Source organism: Oscillibacter valericigenes (assembly GCF_016902445.1).
Taxonomy (GTDB): Bacteria; Bacillota; Clostridia; order Oscillospirales; family Oscillospiraceae; genus Oscillibacter; species Oscillibacter avistercoris.
In genome coordinates, this window is sequence record NZ_JACSNX010000011.1 from 51,196 (window position 1) to 71,013 (window position 19,818).

Sequence of the window (19,818 nt, forward strand, 5' to 3'; positions counted from 1 at the left end):
GGATACCCGGTTTTCAAATGATTTCGTCCTTATTCTATGCCGGCGGAGCGGACCTGTCAATGGACGAGGCAGCCGGAGGCCCGAAAAAACGCAGACCCCTGTGTGGCCGGCACCGTGGAGGCGGCTGTCCGCTGAGCCCTTGGGGGGCGGGGGGATCCGGGCAGGATGCGCCGGACCGGCGGTGAAGCGCGCTCAGGCGATGTAGTCCAGCAGCCGGGAGATGACGGTGCAGCCCTGGGCGCGGTTCATGCTGCTGCTCCCGCCGAACGTGCCGTCCTTCTGGCCGTTCAGCAGGCCCAGCGCGTAGCAGGTGCGCACCGCTTCCTGATACCGGGCCGGGATCCGGCTCCAGTCTCCCATGCGGCTCTGGGCGGCCTGGCACTCCGCCGCGGAGGGAAGGGGAGCGCCTTTGTCCAGCAGGATGTTGTACATCATCTGGGCCATGTCGCAGCGGCTGATGGGGGCGTTGATCTCTGCGCTCCAGACGCCCTCCGCCAGCTCCGCTTGCTTCAGGTCCGTACCGTCGAGGATCCCGTGGGCGTCATTGACGGTCACGTTCGGCGTCCACCAGCTGGCGCCGGACTTGGCCGACTTCAGGTCCGCCGGGTAGAAGGCCCGGGAGAGCATGGCGTTGAAGTGGGCGTTGGTCACCGGATCGGCCGGGCGGAAGGTTCCGTCGGTGTAGCCGTTGACGAAGCCCTGCTCCACAGCGGCTTTGATGGCGGCGCTGGCCCAGTGGGCGGCGGGCACATCCCGGAAGGCGGCGCCGGCGGTCTGGCTGCTGCCGCCCTGGGTCCCGGCCTGCTCCGGCTGCTCCGCCGCGGTGCTGTCCTGATTGGTGGTCTCGCTGCCGAAGAAGTCCACCTGGTAGGTGAAGTCCTCCACGCCCTGGCCGTTCAATGCCTTCAGGCCCTCGATGCGGACGGTGTAGGTGCCCTCGTAGGTCTCCACGCCCTCCGGCCGGAAGGTGACGCAGTAGCCCTCGCCGTAGCCGGAGGAGGTCACATTGAAGAAGCCGTCGCTGCCGCGGCTGGAGAAGGCCCAGGTCCTGCCGTCCGACTCCCGGGTCAGGGTCACCGTCAGAGCGGACTTGACGGCAGTCTGGTACGCTGTGGGGTTCAGGGTGACGCTCCAGGCGGTGTCGCCGTCGAAGAGCTGGGCGGGGAAGCTGCCGGAGGCGGGCCAGCCGATGAAGTCGTAGTCACAGCCGGCACCGCTGCGGTCAAAGACCTTCTCCGCCACATAGCGGCTGTAGCCCCGGCCGCTCACGGCGTAGCCGAAGCCCACCTTTCCCAGTGTGGGATTCAGCTGCCAGCGGCGGTGGCCCAGCGTGGCGATGTTGCTGGCGTCACTGTCGTCCATGAAGGCGTCCACGGCGCCTGTGAGGGTATGGCCGGCGGCGAGGTTGCTGCTGGCAGAGGCGCTCTTGGCCTGCTGGTAGAAGCTGTCCCCCATGCCGGCGGGCTGATCGGGGTAGTGGTCCAGACTGCCGTTGGCCGCCTGGATCACCGCGCCATACTGGGCATTCTCGCACAGGGACAGGTCCAGTGTCACGGCGGGAAGGCCCGCAATGCGGCGCAGGGCGTTGAGCCGGTCCGCGGCCGCCTGGAGGGCGCTGGCCTTCACCTTGCCGGTGGTGTAGGGGGCGGCGGTGGAGGGGGCCGCGTCAAAGACCTCTTCCGGAAGGGTCAGGGGACTCTCCGCCAGGAGGGACTCGATCTCCTGCTGGGAGAGCTTCTCCATGTCCAGGCTCCCGCTGTTCCGGTTCCCGGTCTTCCCGGCCACGTCCGACTGGTCCAGCTTGGGGATGGGCTCCGTGTAGGAGTCGCCGCAGCGGATGCAGGTGTAGGTCCGCACGCCCTCCCGGTCCGCCGTGGCGTAGCGGGTGATCTCGGAGGTGTACGTGTGCCCCAGCGCGGGGGAGGTGAAGTCCACCTCTTCCAGTCCGCAGAGCCTGCAGGTGTGGTAGTACCGGGCGGGTTCCGTGCAGGTGGCGGGCGTGGCCCGGCTGACGGGCTCCCAGACATGGCGGCAGGTGTCCTGCCTGCCGCCCTCAGAGCCGGACGGCGCATCCGGGCCGCCGCTGGGGTCCTGGCCTTGGCTGCTGCCGGGAGCATCGCCGCCCTGGCCGGCCGGAGGATCGTCCTCCGGCTGCTGCCCATCGGGAAGGTCCGCGTCCGGCAGGGAAGAGGACTCACCGCCAGTCCCGCCCGTGGGGGCATCCAGCTTGGGGATGGGCTCCGTGTAGGAGTCGCCGCAGCGGATGCAGGTGTAGGTCCGCACGCCCGTCTGGTCCACAGTGGCCTCCCGGGTGACGGAGGAAGTGTAGAGGTGGCCCAGCGGGGGCTGGTCGTAGACCCGGCGGAGCTCCTCGCCGCAGTCCAGGCAGGTGGTGACGGTGGCGCCCATCTCCGTGCAGGAGAGCTGTTCCGAGCGGGTGCCGGTGACGAGGTGCTCACAGCCGCTGGCCGCGGCGGGGACCGCCAGCAGTCCGGCGGACAGGGCCAGCGCCAGCAGCAGGCTGATCGTCTTGAAAAATACGTGTTGTCTCATGGAAAGATCCTCCTTTTATCGATCACTTCAGATCCGGTGAGCTGCAGGGCGTCCGGGGACAGCCGGCGGGAACTCTGATCAGGGACAAAGCCGTTCGGAACGGCTTCCCTCCGCTGGCCCATCGGAGCCTTTCTGTGAATGAGACACCGCTGCGATGGGCCGGGTTTTATCCATACGGTAAAAATTCAAAAAATTTTCGGAAAGGGGAAGGGACCGCGCAGCGGACAGACGGCTGAAAGCCGGAGCAGACCTGCGGACCAGATTTTTGCCGCTTTTAACTTCCATTTAAGGTCCGGTCCCTAAAATATTCACATTAACCGCAAAAGGAGGCGCATCATGCTTCAAGTTGAACATTTGACCCGGCGGTATGGGAAGGTCACCGCCGTGGACGACCTGAGTTTTGAGATCTCGGATGACGGTGTCTACGGCTTTCTGGGCCCCAACGGCGCCGGCAAGTCCACGACAATGAACATCATGACCGGCTGCCTGTCCGCCACCAGCGGCACAGTCAGGATCTCCGGCTATGACATCTACGAGCAGCCGAAGGAGGCCAAGCGGCGGATCGGCTATCTGCCGGAACAGCCGCCTCTCTACCTGGGGGAGACGCCGGCAGAGTATCTGCGATTCGTGGGCGAGGCAAAGGGCCTGCGGGGAGATGCTCTGCGGAGAGAGATCGAGGATGCCATCGAGGAGACCGGCATCGGCGAGATGCGCAGCCGGCGCATCGATGCCCTCAGCAAGGGCTACCGGCAGCGGGTGGGCATCGCCCAGGCGCTGCTGGGCGAGCCGGAGATCGTGATCCTGGACGAGCCGACAGTGGGGCTGGACCCCCTGCAGATCCTGGAGATCCGGTCGCTGATCAGCGCCCTTGGCAGGAGCCGGACCGTGCTGATCAGTTCCCACATCCTCTCTGAGGTGCAGACCATGTGCAGCAAGATCCTCATCATCGCCCACGGAAAGCTGGTGGCCTTCGATGCGCCGGAAAAGCTGGAGGAGCGGCTGGCCGCGCCCGGGGAGATCACCATCACGGCGGAGACGGATGCCCAGCGGGCCCGGGCTCTGGTGGAGGCGCTTCCCGGCGTGGCGGGCATCACGGTCAGGGCGGACGGCCCGGACCGCTCGCAGCTGGCGGTGGCTTCCGGGACAGAGGACATCTACGCGCTCTCCCAGGCCATCTTTCAGACATTTGCCTCCAGTGGATGTGCCCTGTGTGAGCTGGGCGTCAAAAAGCCCAGCCTGGAGGACATCTTCCTGGAGCTGACGGAAGGAGGCGAGACGGCTTGAGCGCGATCTTCACACATGAGCTCAGAAGCTATTTCCACTCGCTCACGGCCTGGGTCTTTGCGGCGTTCCTGCTCTGCTTCGTGGGGATCGGCGCGATGATGTACAACATCCAGGCGGCGGTCAGCAACTTTGAATATGTGCTGTCCCTGAGCTCCCTGGCGTTTGTGGTCATCGCACCCATTCTGGCCATGCGGGTGCTGGCGGAGGAGCGGCGTCAGAAGACGGACCAGCTGCTCTATGCCCTGCCGGTCTCCACCACGGAGGTGATCCTGGGCAAGTACGCGGCACTGCTGGTGCTGTACCTGGTGCCCCTGGCCATCATCGCTGTGTACCCGCTGATCTTCGCCCGGTTCGGCGAGGTGTACCTGCCCACCAGCTACGGCAGCCTCTTCGCCTTCTTCCTGCTGGGGGCGGCGCTGCTGGCCGTGGGAGTGTTCATCTCGTCCCTGACGGACAACCAGGGCCTGGCCGCCGGCATCGGCATCGCGGTGATCCTGTTCAACTACTACAGCGTCAGCCTCTCGGAGTATATGTCCTCCTCCGCCCTGGGCAGTGTCATCGCCCTGGTGGCCATCAGCTGTGCCGCGGGCCTCCTCCTCAAGCTGCTGACAGGGAACGGCACCCTGGGCTACTGGACCGGCTTCGGCCTCAGCGCGGCCTCCATCGCCCTGTACAATCTCGACCGGGAGGCGCTGGAGGGCCTGCTGCCGGAGATCATGAGCGCGCTGTCCCTCTTTGAGCGATTCTATGTGTTTGTCAACGGGGTGTTCGATGTAAAGGCCGTGGTGTTCGATCTCAGCGTCATCGGGTTCTTTCTGTTCCTCTCCGTGCAGTCCCTGGAGAAGAGGAGGTATAACTGATGAAGAAGAACGCCATGCGGGGCGGGGCCTATTCCGCCGTCATGACCGCTGTGGTGCTGGCCATCCTGGTGGCGGTGAACGTGCTGTTCTCCGCCCTGCCGTCCAGCTCCACGGAGTACGACATCAGTGCCAGCAAGCTCTACTCCGTCACCAGCAACACCAAGAGCGTGGTGAACGCGCTGACGGAGGATGTGACCATCTACTGGATCGTCCAGGCCGGCGAGGAGGATGCGGTGATCGAAAAGCTGCTGGACCGGTACGAGAGCCTCTCAGACCACATCACCGTGGAAAAGCGCAATCCGGACGTGTACCCCACCTTCGCGGAGCAGTATACGGACGGCACGGTCTACAACAACTCCCTGGTGGTGGAGTGCGGCGACCGCAGCCGGTATATCAGCAATACGGATATCTACCTGACAGATGCGTCCCTTTACTCCTACAGCTACAGCACCAGCTTCGACGGCGAGGGGGCCATCACCTCCGCCATCGACTATGTGACGAACCCCGACCAGCCGGTGGTCTACACCCTCACCGGCCACGGGGAGGGAGAGCTGCCTGCCACCTTTGCCGATGACCTGGAAAAGGAGAACATCCTGGTAGAAGAGCTGTCCCTTCTGAACAGCGACAAGATCCCTGAGGACGCCGCGTGTCTGATCGTATACGCGCCCCAAAGCGACATCTCCGAAGCGGAGCGGGAGATGCTGGCAGGCTATGTGGAGGACGGCGGCCGCCTTCTGGTGATGGCCGGGCCGGTGGAGGATGAGGAGCTGCCCAATCTCTATGGCCTCCTGGAGCCCTATGGCGTCACGGCGGCGGACGGGATCGTCGTCGAGGGGGACCGGGAGCACTATGCCTTTTCCTCCCCTGCGGCGCTGATGCCGGATCTGGCGGAGAGCGATATCACAACGCCTCTCGCGGAGGAGGGATACTATGTCATCCTGCCGCTGGCCGTGGGCCTGACGGTGGGGGAGAATACCACCAGCGCCACGGTGACCAGCCTGCTGTCCACCTCTGATGCGGCCTACAGCAAGCTGGCCGGCTATGACATGGCCACCTATGAAAAGGAGGACGGGGATATCGACGGCCCCTTCTCCCTGGCGGTAGAGGCATCCTATGAAAACGGCGGCGGGCTGATCTGGATCAGCTCCTCGGCTTACCTGGACGATATGTACAACGCCTACAGCTCCGGCGCCAATGTGAACTTCACCATGAACGCGGTCAGTCAGCTCATCGGCGAGAGCGAGACACTGTCCATCCGGGCAAAATCCCTCAATTACAACTATCTCACCATCAGCGACAGCGTCAGCGGACTGCTTCAGGTGCTGATGATCGGCCTGATCCCCCTGGCGTTCCTGGGGGCGGGCATCGCTGTGGTGGTACGGAGAAGGAGGCTGCAGAAATGACGAGAAAGACGAGGCTGATCCTGCTGTCCGGCATCCTGGTGGTCACGGTGGGTGCCGCCGTGGGCGTCAGCCTTTCCGAAAAAGCCCGGGAGGACATCCGGGAGAGCGGCGAGGTGGTGTTCGAGCTGCCGGCGAATACGGCTACGGCCGTCTCCTGGACCTATACGGATGAGGACGGCGGAACGGTGTCCCTGTCCTTCCACAAAGATGGGGACTGGCTCTACGACGGTGACGAGGCATTCCCCGTGGACGCGGAAAAGCTGCAGGAGCTGCTGGACCAGTTCGCCCAGCTGCGTGCGGCATTCGTCATTGAGGATGTGACGGACTATGCCCAGTACGGCCTGGAGGATCCGATCTGCTCCATTGACATCACCGCCGGGGAGACAGACTATGAGATCTTGGTGGGCGATTACAGCGAGATGGACAGCCAGCGGTACCTCTCTCTGGGGGACGGGAGCGTCTATCTGGTGAATGAGGACCCGATGGACGTCTATGAGGCCACGCTGGACGACTTTCTGCGGGGCGATGACATCCCCGCTTTTGCGGAGGTGGAGTCCGTCGCCTTCGGCGGGGCGGAGGATCAGACCATCCGGCGGGATGAAAATGGAGACTCCTACCGGAAGGAGGACGATTACTATCTGGACGGCAGACCGCTGGACACGGACAAGCTGGACAGCTACCTCTCGCACCTCAGCGGCATGAGCCTCAATGATTATGCCACTTACAAGGCAGCGGAGGCAGATCTGGCGGAGTACAGCCTGGACGATCCGGAGCTGACGGTCACCGTGGAGTATCCGGATCTGGAGACCGAGGAGACGGAGATCATCACGGTGGCAGTCTCCCGCGCCCCGGCGGACCGGGAGACCCCCTGGTCGGAGGTGGCGGCGGCCCTGGGATCGGAGGATGAGGACGCCTCGGCCTATGAGGACTCTGTCGCCTACCTGCGGGTGGGGGAGAGCACCATCATCTATGAGATCAGCTATGAGGACCTCGCGCAGATCATGGCCTGCACCTATGACGATCTCCGCCACAGCGAGATCCTCCCGGCGGAGTTTGAGGATGTGCAGAGCCTCACGGTCACACTGGACGGGCAGTCCTATACCTTTACCCGCACTGCGGAGACTGGAGAGGACACAGATGCCCAATGGACCTACGGAGAGGAAGAGGCGGATCTCTCCGGTGTGGAGGACGCGCTCACGGCGCTTTCCGCCAGCAGCTTCGAGAGCGGGACTGCCGGCGAGGCAGAGATCTCCCTTACGGCTGTGCTGGATCTGGATGGCAGTCCGGAGATCGGGATCACGCTCTATCGGGCGGACGGAGAGAGCTGCGTCGCCGAAGTGGACGGCGAGCAGATCGGCACAGTCCCCCGCAGCCAGGCAGTGGATCTGATCGAGGCCGTGAACGCCATCGTATTGAACTGAGCAGCGGGCAGGATCCCTGTGGGGGCATATCTGCAAAAGATGCCCGGGGGAGAAAAGACGCACCAAAAGGGCGGGCCGGAGATCTCCGGCCCGCCCTTTTGAAGGAAGGCTTCAAACAGCAGCTGCTCCTGTATATCGCAGCAGCGGCAGGTGTGTTTTGATGGGACTTCGAGAATTCAGCCGGCCTCTGCCGCGCCGGACCGACGCACACGGATGATCTTCACCAGCAGGAAGACGGAGAGGATCACGCCGGACAGCCCCAGAACCGAGTAGACGATGTTCACGATGGTGGTGAAGGGGATGAAGCTGCCAGTGGCGATGCCGAAGGCCACGGTGCCGAAGACGATGGCGTAGAACTTCTTGGTGCCTTGCTGGGAAAAACGGTCCGCCAGGATGAAGAGCTGACCGGTGGCAGTTGTGAAGATGCCCAGAATGATGACGATGGAGTAGAAACCGGCCAGGAAGGGCAGGTGCGCCTGGACCGCCGCCAGCATGGGAATCTGGGACCCCGCCACGTCGTCCAGATTCAGCATCAGGGCCAGCGCCACGGAGAACGCCGCCGCAAACAGGAACAGGGCGGAGAGGACGGACGTGGCGGCGGCCTGCTTTTTGGATTTGAGCAGACTGCCCATGGAGGTGACCCAGGGCAGGGCCAGCATCAGCACGCCGCCGTAGGACAGACCAGCCAGAATGGGGTTTTTGATCCCCAGGACGGTGGGCTGGAGGATCTTGCCCTCCGCAACATACTGGGCGGTGTTTTTAGCACCCTCCAGCGGAGAAACGTCAGCTGTGAGGATCATGTAGATGCCGCAGCTCACAGTAAACACCATGATGATGATCCCGATACAGCCCAGCACATCTACTAGCTTCCGCAATCCCAGACAGGCCACCAGCGCGCAGACCACGCCCATGCCGATGGTACCTACGTACTCGGGCAGGTCAAAGTACTGGCGGATGGTGGCGCCGCTGCCGGTGATCATCACCATGATGAAGGCCACCAGCGTGATGTAGACGTAGTAGTCGAAGATCTTGCCGATGTATTTTCCGCAGTAATAGTAGTAGCATTCATTGGACTTGTTGAAGTGGACCAGGCAGCCGGTCGTGTACATGATGTAGTTGATACCGGCGGCGAAGAGCGCCGCCACCGCGAACACGATAAACGGCCAGACGCCGCCCCAGGAGACGAAAAACTGGGCGATCTCATTTCCGGTGGCAAAGCCGGAGCCGATGTGGTAGGCGGTGTACGCCCCGGCTACAGCAAGGACCTGCATCAATCCGCTTCGTTCCTTACGCATGTTGCGCCTCCTCTTACGATATGATCTTGAAGGGGATGCTCCGCCCGGCGGGGCATCCCGTACTGGGGAGGGACTGCGGCGTCAAGGCCGCAGTCCCGCTTCCGCATGGTCATTTCTCGGTGAAGACGCCCTCCCGCAGATATTTGTGGAGCTGCTCGTGGGTCATGTGGCCGATGTCCAGATAATCCAGTGTGTACTTGCTTTCCTTGGCCAGGTCCCGCTTCAGCATGGTGCTGGCCAGCAGGATCATGGAGTCGATGATGGGGGTGGGCACACCGTATTTCCTGCCCAGCTGGCTCATGAAGTAACAGCCCACGGGCACGTCCTCGGTGATGTAGCGATTCTCCAGGTCGAAGGGACCGTCGCCGAAGAAGTTCTCATACTTCTCCGTGAAGGGGACGGCGAAGTCGGGGCCCATATACTCCTTGCCGTACATGGTGGTGCGGGAGAAGAAGTCCTCATAGTTGACAGTGCACAGGCCCACCTCCATGGCGGCGGCCAGGGCTTTTTCCTCCTCCCAGAACCGGGCCTGGACCTCGGCGATGGCGGGGCACAGGGCGAAGCCGTACAGGGAGTAGTTCTTCATCTCCTGATCCAGCACCTTGTCGAAGTTCTGCATGACAGCGGCGCCCAGGACCGCGCCGGGCACGTGGATGACCGGGTTCACGTTGGACAGGTTGATGTCCAGGACCGTGTTGCCCCGGACGAAGCCGTGCTGGAAGACCTCGCCCTTCTTGGAGACGGTGACTTCACCGTCGGCGTCCATGATGGCGTCAAAGGCGGGGATGTACCAGGCAGAGGCCATGAAGTCATCGGTGTCCGTGTCCGGCAGTGCGCAGCCACGGATGGTGGTGATGCGGTCCTCGACCTTGCACTCGTTGGTGGTCACGCCGCCCCGGCGGACGATGCGGATGCCGTAAGGGGCCGTGTACCAGGCGCCCACGATGACCTTCTTGGTGCAGCCCATCTCCCGCATCAGCTTGCGGCAGACGAAGGTGCCGCAGTTGTCCGGCAGGATGTGGATGACCTGACCGTCCTCCAGCAGGGGGATCAGCTGCCGGAACACATCCTCGTGGGCGATGGCCACGGTGGCCACGATGATGATGCCGGCACCCTTGACGGCCTTGGCCATGTCGTCGGTGGCCAGGGCGATCTTCACGTTGCCCTTGCGCTGGAACCCGAAATAGCTGAACTGGTTGCCGCTGAGGGTGATGCCGGTTTTTTCGATATTGGTGAAGTTGGTCTTGGCAAAGCGGGGCTGGTCCCAGAGGCGGACTTCCTTGCCGCCCATGGCACAGTCGGCCGCCATGGTCTTGCCCACGGCGCCGGCACCCAAAATGGCAATCGGCATATCCTTCAGATAACGCATGTCCATACAGTCGTCCTCTCGTTTGGTCAGCCTGTGGCTGAAATTTTGGTGACTATTAGTCATTGACTGATATTCAGTATATGCGGAAGGCGGCATTTTGTAAAGACACAAAACTGGACAATTATTTTGAAAGAGTTTTGTTTGGTTTCAACAAGAAACAGACAAAGAGCACAGCCCCATCCATGGACTGTGCTCTTTCAGCAGAGAGAGGATTTAACAGGGAGGCATTCGGAAAACACGGCGGCTGTCAGCGGATCATGCCGCGGGCCGTTACGCGAACCGCCTGCTCCATCATATCGGCAAGGCTGCGGCCCTGTTTGTCAAAGCACCACAGGATCTCCACACCGATCATGGTAGAGAGAAGGATGTGCGCATATTCATTGGTAGAGATGCGCTCATCCAGCAGACCGTCCTGCTTTCCGCGGTCCACGATCCCTCGCAGGCACTGCAGCAGGACCCGGTCGTCTCCGTAGTACTCTTGGTCGTTTTGCGTGAAATAGTTGGACACCATCGCCCGGATGATCCCTTTTCCCCGCTTTTCGTACTCCGGATAGGAGAGACGGACGAATTGGGTGATCATGGGGAGAAAGGACAGTTCCTGAACCTGCTGATAGGCCTGGGCATAGATCTCATCGGAATAGGCCAGTGTGGAGAAGACCAGATCCTCTTTAGACTTGAAATGGGTGTAAAAGCTGCCCTTTGCCACATGGGCCGCCGTGGTGATATCCTCCACCGTCACGGCGTGAAATCCCTGTTCATTGATGGCACGAATGCCGGCCTCATAGAGCTTTCGTTTTGTCTTCTGGGCCTGGCTTTGCCGCTTTGTAGGACGGGAGGCGGGATCGGTTGGCTTATTCACGTAAACAACTTCCCTTCAAGAGAGATCAACGAAATCATCTTACTGTTTAGAATACTTCAACGGGGGCCAAAAGTCAATTCTCGATCACGCGGCGGCCGCCTTGGGGCCAATTGCAGATTTTGCACAGTTTTCCAGCTAGGAGTTTGGGCATCCTGCAGAATTCCGCAGGAGAGCTTGACAAGTGCGCAAACAGTCAATAGAATAACTATGGATATGATTGACTGACAGTCAATAAATGGATATTTTCCGAGTGCGGCCGGTGCGCCCGGATCAGACAAGGAGGAAACAGTATGCAGAGCAAAGTTGAACTGATGGACGGCAATCAGGCGGCCGCCTACATCTCCTACGCGTTCACGGAGGTGGCGGGGATCTTCCCCATCACGCCGTCGTCGCCCATGGCGGAACACGTGGACGAGTGGGCGGCCAACGGGAAGAAGAACCTGTTCGGCCAGCCGGTGCAGGTGGTGGAGATGCAGTCCGAGGGCGGCGCCGCCGGCACGGTCCACGGCTCGCTGCAGTCCGGCGCCCTGACCACCACCTACACGGCCTCCCAGGGCCTGCTGCTGATGATCCCCAACATGTACAAGATCGCGGGCGAGATGCTGCCTGGGGTGTTCCACGTCTCTGCCCGGACACTGTCCGCCCACGCCCTGTCCATCTTCGGGGACCACTCCGACGTGATGGGGGTGCGGCAGACCGGGTTCTCCCTGCTGGCGTCCTCCTCACCCCAGGAGGTGATGGATCTGGGGGCGGTGGCCCATCTGGCGGCCATCCACTGCCGGATGCCCTTCCTCCACTTTTTCGATGGCTTCCGCACCTCCCACGAGATCCAGAAAATCGAGGTTCTGGACTACGAGGATCTGCGCCCGCTGGTGGACATGGACGCCCTGAAGGCCTTCCGGGCCCATTCCCTGAACCCGGAGCACCCCGCCACCCGTGGCACCACGGTGAACCCGGACATCTTCTTCCAGTGCCGGGAGGCCTGCAATGAGAAGTTCGCCGCCATCCCGGAGGCGGTGGAGCACTACATGGCGGAGATCGGGAAGCTGACCGGCCGCACCCACCATCTCTTCGACTACTACGGCGCGCCGGACGCGGAGCGGGTGGTGATCCTCATGGGCTCCGCCGCCGAGACCGCCAAGGAGACTGTGGACTACCTCACAGCCCGGGGGGAGAAGGTGGGTCTCATCAACGTCCACCTGTACCGGCCCTTCTCCGCCGAGCACTTCCTGGCTGCCGTGCCCGCCTCCTGCAAACGCCTGGCGGTGCTGGACCGGACCAAGGAGCCCGGCGCCATGGGCGAGCCCCTGTACCAGGACGTGTGCACGGTCTACCAGGAGCGGGGCATCCCCATGACCATCGTGGGGGGCCGGTACGGCCTCTCCTCTAAGGACACCACCCCGGGCCAGATCCTGGCGGTGTACGAGAACCTGAAGCAGGAGAAGCCCAAGGGCAATTTCACCATCGGCATCGTGGACGACGTGACTCACACGTCCCTGCCGGTGACGGAGATCGAGACCTCCCCCGCCGGGCAGACCAGCGCCGAGTTCTGGGGCATGGGGTCCGACGGCACGGTGGGCGCCAACAAGAACTCCATCAAGATCATCGGCCACGCCACGGACCTGTACTGCCAGGCCTACTTCGTCTACGACTCCAAGAAGTCCGGCGGCCTGACCCAGAGCCACCTACGGTTCGGAAAAACGCCCATCCGCTCTCCCTACCTGATCACCAAGGCGGACTTCGTGGCCTGCCACAACCCCTCCTACGTCCACAAGTACGACATGGTGCGCAATCTGAAGGAGGGCGGCACCTTCCTGCTGAACTGCCCCTGGGACGAGGCGGGGCTGGAACAGAACCTGCCCGCCTCCATGAAGCGGGCGCTGGCGGAAAAGCACGCCAGGTTCTATACCATCGACGCCATCGGCATCGCCCGGAAGCTGGGGCTGGGCAGCCGCACCAACACCGTCCTCCAGGCGGCCTTCTTCGCCCTCACCGGCGTGATCCCCATCGACCAGGCGGTGGCGGAGATGAAGGACGCCATCTACAAGACGTATTACAAGAAGAAGGGCCAGGCGGTGGTGGACATGAACTGCGCCTCCATCGACCATGGCATCAACGAGCTCCATGAGGTGCAGATCCCGGAGCGCTGGCTGGACGCCCAGGACGAGCCCAAGGCCGACACGGCTCCCGCTTTTATCCAGGACGTGGTGGCCGTGATGAACCGGCAGGAGGGAGAGCGGCTGCCGGTGTCCGCCATGGTGAAGTACGGCCTGGAGGACGGCACCTGGCCCGCGGGCACCTCTCAGTACGAGAAGCGGGGCGCCGCCGTGGAGGTCCCGGCCTGGGACGCTGCCAAGTGCATCCAGTGCAACCAGTGCTCCCTGGTGTGCCCCCACGCCGCCATCCGGCCCATTTTGCTGGACAGCGCCGAGGAGGCCGCCAAGCCCGCGGGCTTTGAGACGGTGCCGGCCCGGGGCATGAACGGGAAGTACACCTACCGCATCCAGGTCTCCCCCTACGACTGCACCGGCTGCGGCAGCTGCGTCAACGTGTGTTTGGCCAAGGAGACCGCCATCGCCATGCAGCCTCTGGAGAGCCAGGTGAAAGAGGCGGAGAACTGGACCTACGCTGTGGAGACGGTGACCATCAAGGACGACGCCGTCAGCGACAAGAATGTGAAGGCCTCCCAGTTCGCTAAGCCCTACTTCGAGTTCTCCGGCGCCTGCGCCGGCTGCGGCGAGACGCCCTACATCAAGCTGGTGACCCAGCTGTTCGGGGACCGGATGTACATCACCAACGCCTCCGGCTGTTCCTCCGCCTACGGCGGCTCCACGCCCTCCTCCCCCTACTGCACGGACAAACAGGGGCACGGCCCCGCCTGGGCCATGAGCCTGTTCGAGGACAATGCGGAGTACGCCTACGGCTATCTGCTTGGCCAGGACGCCATCCAGCGGCAGCTGCGGGAGAAGGTCCAGACCCTGCTGGACCGGGGCGAAGCGGCGGAGGCCTGCCGGGATTATCTGGAAAAGGGCACGGACGCGAAGGGCTCCCGTGCGGTCAGCGACGCGCTGCTGGTCGCCATTGAAGACGACCCCAGCGACGCGGCGGACTTCATCCGGCAGAACCGGGAGTATCTCACCAAGAAGAGCGTCTGGGCCTTCGGCGGCGACGGCTGGGCCTACGATATCGGCTACGGCGGCCTGGATCACGTGCTGGCCTCCGGCAAGGACATCAACGTGCTGGTGCTGGACACGGAGGTGTACTCCAACACCGGCGGACAGTCCTCCAAGGCCACGGCGGCGGGGGCCATCGCCAAGTTCTCCGCCGGCGGCAAGGTCACGAAGAAGAAGGACCTGGGGATGATGGCCATGAGCTACGGCTACGTGTACGTGGCCCAGGTGGCCATGGGGGCGGACCCCGGCCAGACTCTGCGGGCCATCCGGGAGGCGGAGTCCTACGACGGGCCCTCCATCGTGATCTGCTACTGCCCCTGCATCGAGCACGGCATGAAGGCCAGCATGGGCCTGAGCCAGCTGGAGGAGAAGAAGGCGGTGGAGTGCGGCTACTGGCATCTGTACCGCTATGATCCCCGGCTGAAGGCGGAGGGGAAGAACCCCTTCACCCTGGACTCCAAGGCCCCCACCGGCGACTTCCAGCAGTTCCTGCTGGGGGAGAACCGCTATGCCTCCTTGCAGCTCTCCTTCTCGGAGAAGGCCCAGGAGCTGTACGAAAAGGCAGCGCGGGACGCCAGGGAGCGGTACGAGAGCTATCTCCGCCTGACAGAGGGCTGACCGCCGGAGCATAGGCGTTCCCGCGGAGCCCGGCCCCAAAGCTTTGAAGAACCACCCCCTGAGAAATCCGTGAACACCGGCGCCAATGCCGGCCCTCCGGATCTCTCAGGGGGTGGTTCGGTTTTCGTCTTTCTTCGGATACGGGACCCTGGGCTCTCAGCCGGAGACCGAAAGAGAGGGATCTCTCCGGCAGAAATACGGTCCGCAGTCCGCCTCATGGGTCTGGACATACGTCCAGGTGAAGTCCTTGTCCACCAGGTACCAGTCTGCCCCGGGAATGGCGCCTGCGTCTGTGGGCAGGGCTGCCAGCTCCTCCGCCGTCACCGGCCGCACCAGGGGTTCGCCCTCCGGCGGATATTCATAATAGAAAAGGTATTTCTCCCCAGGGGCCGCTGCCAGCGCCTGTCGGGCGGCGTCGCCGGAGAGGCAGGGCACCAGCTCCCAGGAGAAGAGATGCCACAGGTAACTGCCCTCCGACAGCACGTGCTTCCCCAGGTCCGCCTCGGACACGCCGTCGGCAAAGACATCCAGCCAGCGGTTTTTCACCCGCCGGATGTCGGTGGGGAAGGGCTCCTCCCAGGGGACCATGGTGCCCACACACCGGCAGATGGGCAGACCCTGATCATGGAACTTGGCCTCGTAGTCCGTCATGACGCCCACCGGGCCGTTCGCATGGAGATCCCGGGTGACCTCGGACAGCTGGAAGCCGAACAGGGGCAGTTCTTCGATGGAGAAGGTGAACAGGTCCTGGTTGTCCGTCTTGAAGTGGATCTGGCCGCCCATCTTCAGCACCTGCCGGTACAGCCGCAGGAAGTTGCCGTGGGTCAGGCGCCGCTTGGCGTGGCGGTTGCTGGGCCAGGGGTCGCAGAAGTTGATGTAGATCCGGTCCACCTCGCCGGGGGCGAAGAACAGGGGCAGCTGGTCGGCGTTGGCGTCGATGAAATAGACGTTGGTGAGCCCCTGGGCCACGCACCGCTCCATGGCCATGACCATGGCGTCCGGCACCCGCTCCACGGCGATGAACAGCACATCCGGCTCCGCCGCGGCGGTCCCGGCAGTGAAGCGGCCCTTGCCGCAGCCCAGCTCCAGCCGCAGCTCCCGGGCCTGGGGCATCAGCTCCCGCCACTTGCCGGGCATGGCATAGGGCTCCCGGATCAAACGGTCGCCGCAGCGCTCCATCCGGGGGATCAGGTTCTTTTTCTTCCGCATCCGCATATTGCAACATCCTCCTGGGATCGCTCGGCGACCCGTTTTCAGGAGCGCCCGCCAAAGGGCCCTCCGCAAATTCAGGATGTCATTGTATCACACAGACCCGGCGATGTAAATGCCGTGACACGATTTCCCGGCTTGCGCGGCATTGGAGAACATGATATGATGGCCGAAACAGGAAAGGGGGGACCCCGATGCCCTATGTGCCCTACTGCGGCAGGAGCCTCTGGTATCAGGAGGCAGGTGAGGGACCGACTCTGATCTTTCTCCACGGCAATACCGCCTCGTCCCGGCTGTTTGAGCCGCTGCTGCCCCTCTACACGCCCCATTTCCGGTGCGTGCTGCTGGATTTCCTGGGAAACGGCCGCTCGGACCGGGTGGCATCATTTCCCACGGACATGTGGCAGGATCAGGCCCGGCAGGTCCTGGCACTGATCCGGGAAGCGGGCTATGAACGGCCCTGCCTGCTGGGGACCAGCGGCGGCGCCTGGACCGCCGTGAATGCCGCCCTGCTGGCGCCCGACGCGATAGGAGCCGTGGCGGCGGACAGCTTTGACGGCCGGACGCTCCACCCGGGCTTTTCCCGGGATCTGGCGGCGGAGCGGGACAGAGCCAAACAGGACCCGGCGGCCCGGGGGTTTTACGAGTGGTGCCAGGGGCCGAACTGGGAGGCGGTGGTGGACCGGGACACAGATGCCCTCCTGCGGTGCGCGGCCGCCGGACGGCCGCTGTTCTGCCGCCCGCTGGAGCAGATGAAGCCTCCGGTGCTGCTGATGGGGAGCCGGGAGGACCCTATGTGCCGGCTGGATCTGGAGGCGGAATACACGGCCATGGCGGCGCAGATCCCCTGTGCCTCCGTGTGCCTGTTCCCGTCCGGCGGGCACCCGGCGGTGCTCACCCGGGCGGAGGATGCGGCCCGGGCGGTTTTGGCATTTTTGACGGAAAGAGAATGAGCGGAGAATGTCTGTATTCCAGGGCGATCCGGCCGGGATCCGGCCCGGAGGGGACCTGTTTTGTTAATGCGTTAACAAAATTGTATAAGATTTAACGAGCAATTTGTACGAAGTGTAAAAAAGCGCGAAATGGCCCGCTGAACATACAAATTATACTTGATAAATGTGGCGGCGGACCCTATAATAAAGATTGTGAGTAAATTGGCAATATAGGCGGCACCCTGTCTTCTCGCGGGGGAAAACGCCCCCGTTGGCACCCCGGCCCGCCGGGGGATATCCAGCAAGGGACCATACAATTTTAATTCATAAAAACAGGAGGAAACATCATGAAGGTTGCAGTTTTTGGCGCAGGTACCATGGGCAGCGGCATCGCACAGGTTTTCGCAGCGAAGGGCCACACCGCCCTGATGTATGCAAGCTCCGTCGCTTCCGCCCAGAAGCACAAGGATAAGCTGGCCGCCTCCCTGCAGAAGCGGGTGGAGAAGGGCAAGATGACCCAGGAGGCCGTGGACGCACTGCTGGCCAACGTGCTGGTGGAGGAGAAGTCCGCCTGCGCCGACGCCGATCTCATCATCGAGTGCGTCAAGGAGGATATGGCCACCAAGAAGGAGCTGCTGAACGAGCTGGACGCCATGTGCAAGCCCGAGGCCATCTTTGCCTCCAATACCTCCTCTCTGTCTATCACCGAGATGGGCAACGGCCTGAAGCATCCTGTCATCGGCATGCACTTCTTCAATCCCGTGCCCAGCATGAAGCTGGTGGAGATCATCCGGGGCGCCAACACCACCCAGGAGACCTTCGATTTCGTCTATAAGCTGTCCCAGGAGATCGGCAAGGAGCCCGTCGAGGTGGCGGAGGCCCCCGGCTTCGTGGTGAACAAGATCCTGATCCCCATGATCAACGAGGCCATCGGCCTGGTGGAGACCGGCGTCGCCTCCGTGGCCGACATCGACAAGGCCATGCAGCTGGGCGCCAACCACCCCATGGGCCCCCTGGCTCTGGGCGACTTCATCGGCCTGGACGTGTGCCTGGCCATCATGGAGACTCTGTACAACGAGACCGGCGACTCCAAGTACCGTCCCGCGCTGCTGCTGCGCAAGATGGTCCGCGGCGGCCTGCTGGGCAAGAAGACCGGCAAGGGCTTCTACGACTATTCCAAGTGATTTCCCAAGCACCAACAAGTAAAGGAGTTAATGGTATATGGATTTTCATCTGACAAACGAGCAGCAGATGCTCCGGAAGATGTACCGTGAATTCGCCGAGAACGAGGTCAAGCCTCTGGCTGAGGAGATCGACGAGGAAGAGCGGTTCCCCATGGAGACCGTCGAGAAGATGGCCAAGCTGGGGATGATGGGAATTTACTTCCCCAAGGAGTACGGCGGCGCCGGCGGCGATGTTCTGTCCTACGCCATGTGCGTGGAGGAGCTGGCCAAGGTCTGCGGCACCACTGCTGTCATCGTTTCCGCCCACACCTCCCTGTGCTGCGCCCCCATTTTTGAGCACGGCACCGAGGAGCAGAAGCGTAAGTACCTGCCCGACCTGCTGAGCGGCAAGAAGATCGGCGCCTTCGGCCTGACCGAGCCCAATGCCGGCACCGACGCCTCCGGCCAGCAGACCCTGGCGGTGCTGGAAGGTGACCACTATGTCCTCAACGGCTCCAAGTGCTTCATCACCAACGGCAACGTGGCCGATACCTTCGTGGTGTTCGCCATGACCGACAAGTCCAAGGGCAACCACGGCATCTCCGCCTTCATTGTGGAGAAGGACTTCCCCGGCTTCTCCACCGGCAAGCACGAGAAGAAGATGGGCATCCGCGGCTCCTCCACCTGCGACCTGATCTTTGAGGACTGCATCGTCCCCAAGGAGAACCTGCTGGGCAAAGAGGGCAAGGGCTTCAAGATCGCCATGCAGACCCTGGACGGCGGCCGGATCGGCATCGCCGCGCAGGCCCTGGGCCTGGGCGAGGGCGCTGTGAACGAGGCCATCAAGTACACGCAGGAGCGCGTCCAGTTCGGCAAGCGCCTGAGCCAGTTCCAGAACACCCAGTTCCAGCTGGCCGACATGCACACCCGGATGCAGGCTGCGCAGTACCTGGTGTACGCCGCTGCCATGAAGAAGCAGAACCACGAGGACTATTCCATGGACGCCTCCATGGCGAAGCTGTTCGCCGCTGAGGCTGCCTCCGATGTCACGCGCCGCGCCGTCCAGCTGTTCGGCGGCTACGGCTACACCCGCGAGTATCCCGTGGAGCGCATGATGCGCGACGCCAAGATCACCGAGATCTACGAGGGTACCAGCGAGGTCCAGCGGATGGTCATCTCCAGCCGCCTGGGCGTGAAGTAAGATAGGAGGTAAAGGTTAAAATGAAGATCATCGTTTCCATCAAGCAGGTTCCCGATACCTCCGGCAAGGTGGCGGTGAACCCGGACGGCACGCTGAACCGTGCCTCCATGCAGACCATCACCAACCCCGACGACATGAACGCCCTGGAGGCCGCCCTGAAGATCAAGGACGCCACCGGCTGCAAGGTCATCGTGGTGACCATGGGCCCCGCCCCTGCCGCGGGCATGCTCCGTGAAGCCCTGGCCATGGGCGCCGACGAGGCGGTGCTGGTGTCCGCCCGTGAGTTCGGCGGTTCCGATACATACGCCACCTCTCAGATCCTGGCTGCCGCCATCAACAAGATCGGCGTGGAGCAGGATGACGTTGTGCTGTGCGGCCGGCAGGCCATCGACGGCGACACCGCCCAGGTGGGCCCCCAGATCGCCGAGAAGCTGCACCTGCCCCAGGTGACCTATGCCGCCGACATCCAGAAGGACGG

The 19,818-nt window shown here is 63.0% G+C and carries 14 protein-coding genes; 9 read left to right on the plus strand and 5 right to left on the minus strand.

The window, feature by feature from the left end; genetic code table 11:
• Window positions 1-192 precede the first annotated feature (192 nt).
• Window positions 193-2,553: an S-layer homology domain-containing protein gene (locus H9X91_RS08610; RefSeq protein ID WP_204804339.1), complete on the minus strand. Its 2,361-nt coding sequence runs from the start codon at window positions 2,551-2,553 to the stop codon at window positions 193-195.
• A 336-nt stretch (window positions 2,554-2,889) separates the two neighbouring features.
• On the opposite strand from H9X91_RS08610, the gene H9X91_RS08615 reads away from it, so the two are divergent.
• Genes H9X91_RS08615 through H9X91_RS08630 form a run of 4 tightly spaced genes read left to right on the plus strand, consistent with a single transcriptional unit; the run spans window position 2,890 to window position 7,521 of the window.
• Entirely contained in the window at window positions 2,890-3,837 is a 948-nt protein-coding gene (locus tag H9X91_RS08615; RefSeq protein ID WP_204804341.1) for an ABC transporter ATP-binding protein, read from the plus strand.
• Window positions 3,834-4,697, plus strand: a complete 864-nt coding sequence (locus tag H9X91_RS08620) for an ABC transporter permease (protein ID WP_204804343.1) — start codon at window positions 3,834-3,836, stop codon at window positions 4,695-4,697. Before H9X91_RS08615 ends, H9X91_RS08620 begins: the two co-directional genes overlap by 4 nt.
• Window positions 4,697-6,100 (plus strand): GldG family protein, encoded by a 1,404-nt coding sequence (locus tag H9X91_RS08625; RefSeq protein ID WP_204804345.1) that lies wholly within the window; start codon window positions 4,697-4,699, stop codon window positions 6,098-6,100. Before H9X91_RS08620 ends, H9X91_RS08625 begins: the two co-directional genes overlap by 1 nt.
• A complete protein-coding gene (locus tag H9X91_RS08630) occupies window positions 6,097-7,521 on the plus strand; it encodes a DUF4340 domain-containing protein (RefSeq protein ID WP_204804346.1) in 1,425 nt (474 codons plus the stop codon). The genes H9X91_RS08625 and H9X91_RS08630 overlap by 4 nt, the downstream gene beginning before the upstream one ends.
• A gap of 176 nt (window positions 7,522-7,697) precedes the next feature.
• Here H9X91_RS08630 and H9X91_RS08635 read toward each other — a convergent pair whose 3' ends face one another.
• From H9X91_RS08635 to H9X91_RS08645, 3 genes are all read right to left on the minus strand, one after another.
• Complete coding sequence (locus H9X91_RS08635) at window positions 7,698-8,816, minus strand: YkvI family membrane protein (RefSeq protein ID WP_204804347.1); 1,119 nt, start codon at window positions 8,814-8,816, stop codon at window positions 7,698-7,700.
• Window positions 8,817-8,925: 109 nt separating this feature from the next.
• Window positions 8,926-10,191, minus strand: coding sequence for an NAD/NADP-dependent octopine/nopaline dehydrogenase family protein (locus H9X91_RS08640; protein ID WP_204804348.1), 1,266 nt, complete (start codon window positions 10,189-10,191; stop codon window positions 8,926-8,928).
• 241 nt (window positions 10,192-10,432) lie between these two features.
• Entirely contained in the window at window positions 10,433-11,044 is a 612-nt protein-coding gene (locus tag H9X91_RS08645; RefSeq protein ID WP_204804349.1) for a TetR family transcriptional regulator, read from the minus strand.
• A 290-nt stretch (window positions 11,045-11,334) separates the two neighbouring features.
• Here H9X91_RS08645 and nifJ point away from each other — a divergent pair, with 290 nt between their 5' ends.
• On the plus strand, window positions 11,335-14,835 hold the full coding sequence (gene nifJ, locus H9X91_RS08650) for a pyruvate:ferredoxin (flavodoxin) oxidoreductase (RefSeq protein WP_204804350.1): 3,501 nt from the start codon (window positions 11,335-11,337) through the stop codon (window positions 14,833-14,835).
• A 156-nt stretch (window positions 14,836-14,991) separates the two neighbouring features.
• Here nifJ and trmB read toward each other — a convergent pair whose 3' ends face one another.
• A complete protein-coding gene (trmB, locus tag H9X91_RS08655) occupies window positions 14,992-16,050 on the minus strand; it encodes a tRNA (guanosine(46)-N7)-methyltransferase TrmB (RefSeq protein WP_204804352.1) in 1,059 nt (352 codons plus the stop codon).
• 188 nt (window positions 16,051-16,238) lie between these two features.
• On the opposite strand from trmB, the gene H9X91_RS08660 reads away from it, so the two are divergent.
• The 4 genes from H9X91_RS08660 to H9X91_RS08675 form a co-directional block, all read left to right on the plus strand.
• Window positions 16,239-16,997: an alpha/beta fold hydrolase gene (locus H9X91_RS08660; RefSeq protein WP_204804354.1), complete on the plus strand. Its 759-nt coding sequence runs from the start codon at window positions 16,239-16,241 to the stop codon at window positions 16,995-16,997.
• A 323-nt stretch (window positions 16,998-17,320) separates the two neighbouring features.
• Window positions 17,321-18,160, plus strand: coding sequence for a 3-hydroxyacyl-CoA dehydrogenase family protein (locus H9X91_RS08665; RefSeq protein WP_476739239.1), 840 nt, complete (start codon window positions 17,321-17,323; stop codon window positions 18,158-18,160).
• Window positions 18,161-18,197: 37 nt separating this feature from the next.
• Entirely contained in the window at window positions 18,198-19,340 is a 1,143-nt protein-coding gene (locus H9X91_RS08670; RefSeq protein WP_204804358.1) for an acyl-CoA dehydrogenase, read from the plus strand.
• Window positions 19,341-19,360: 20 nt separating this feature from the next.
• Window positions 19,361-19,818: electron transfer flavoprotein subunit beta/FixA family protein (locus H9X91_RS08675; protein WP_204804360.1), on the plus strand; the 458-nt coding region annotated here is incomplete at its 3' end.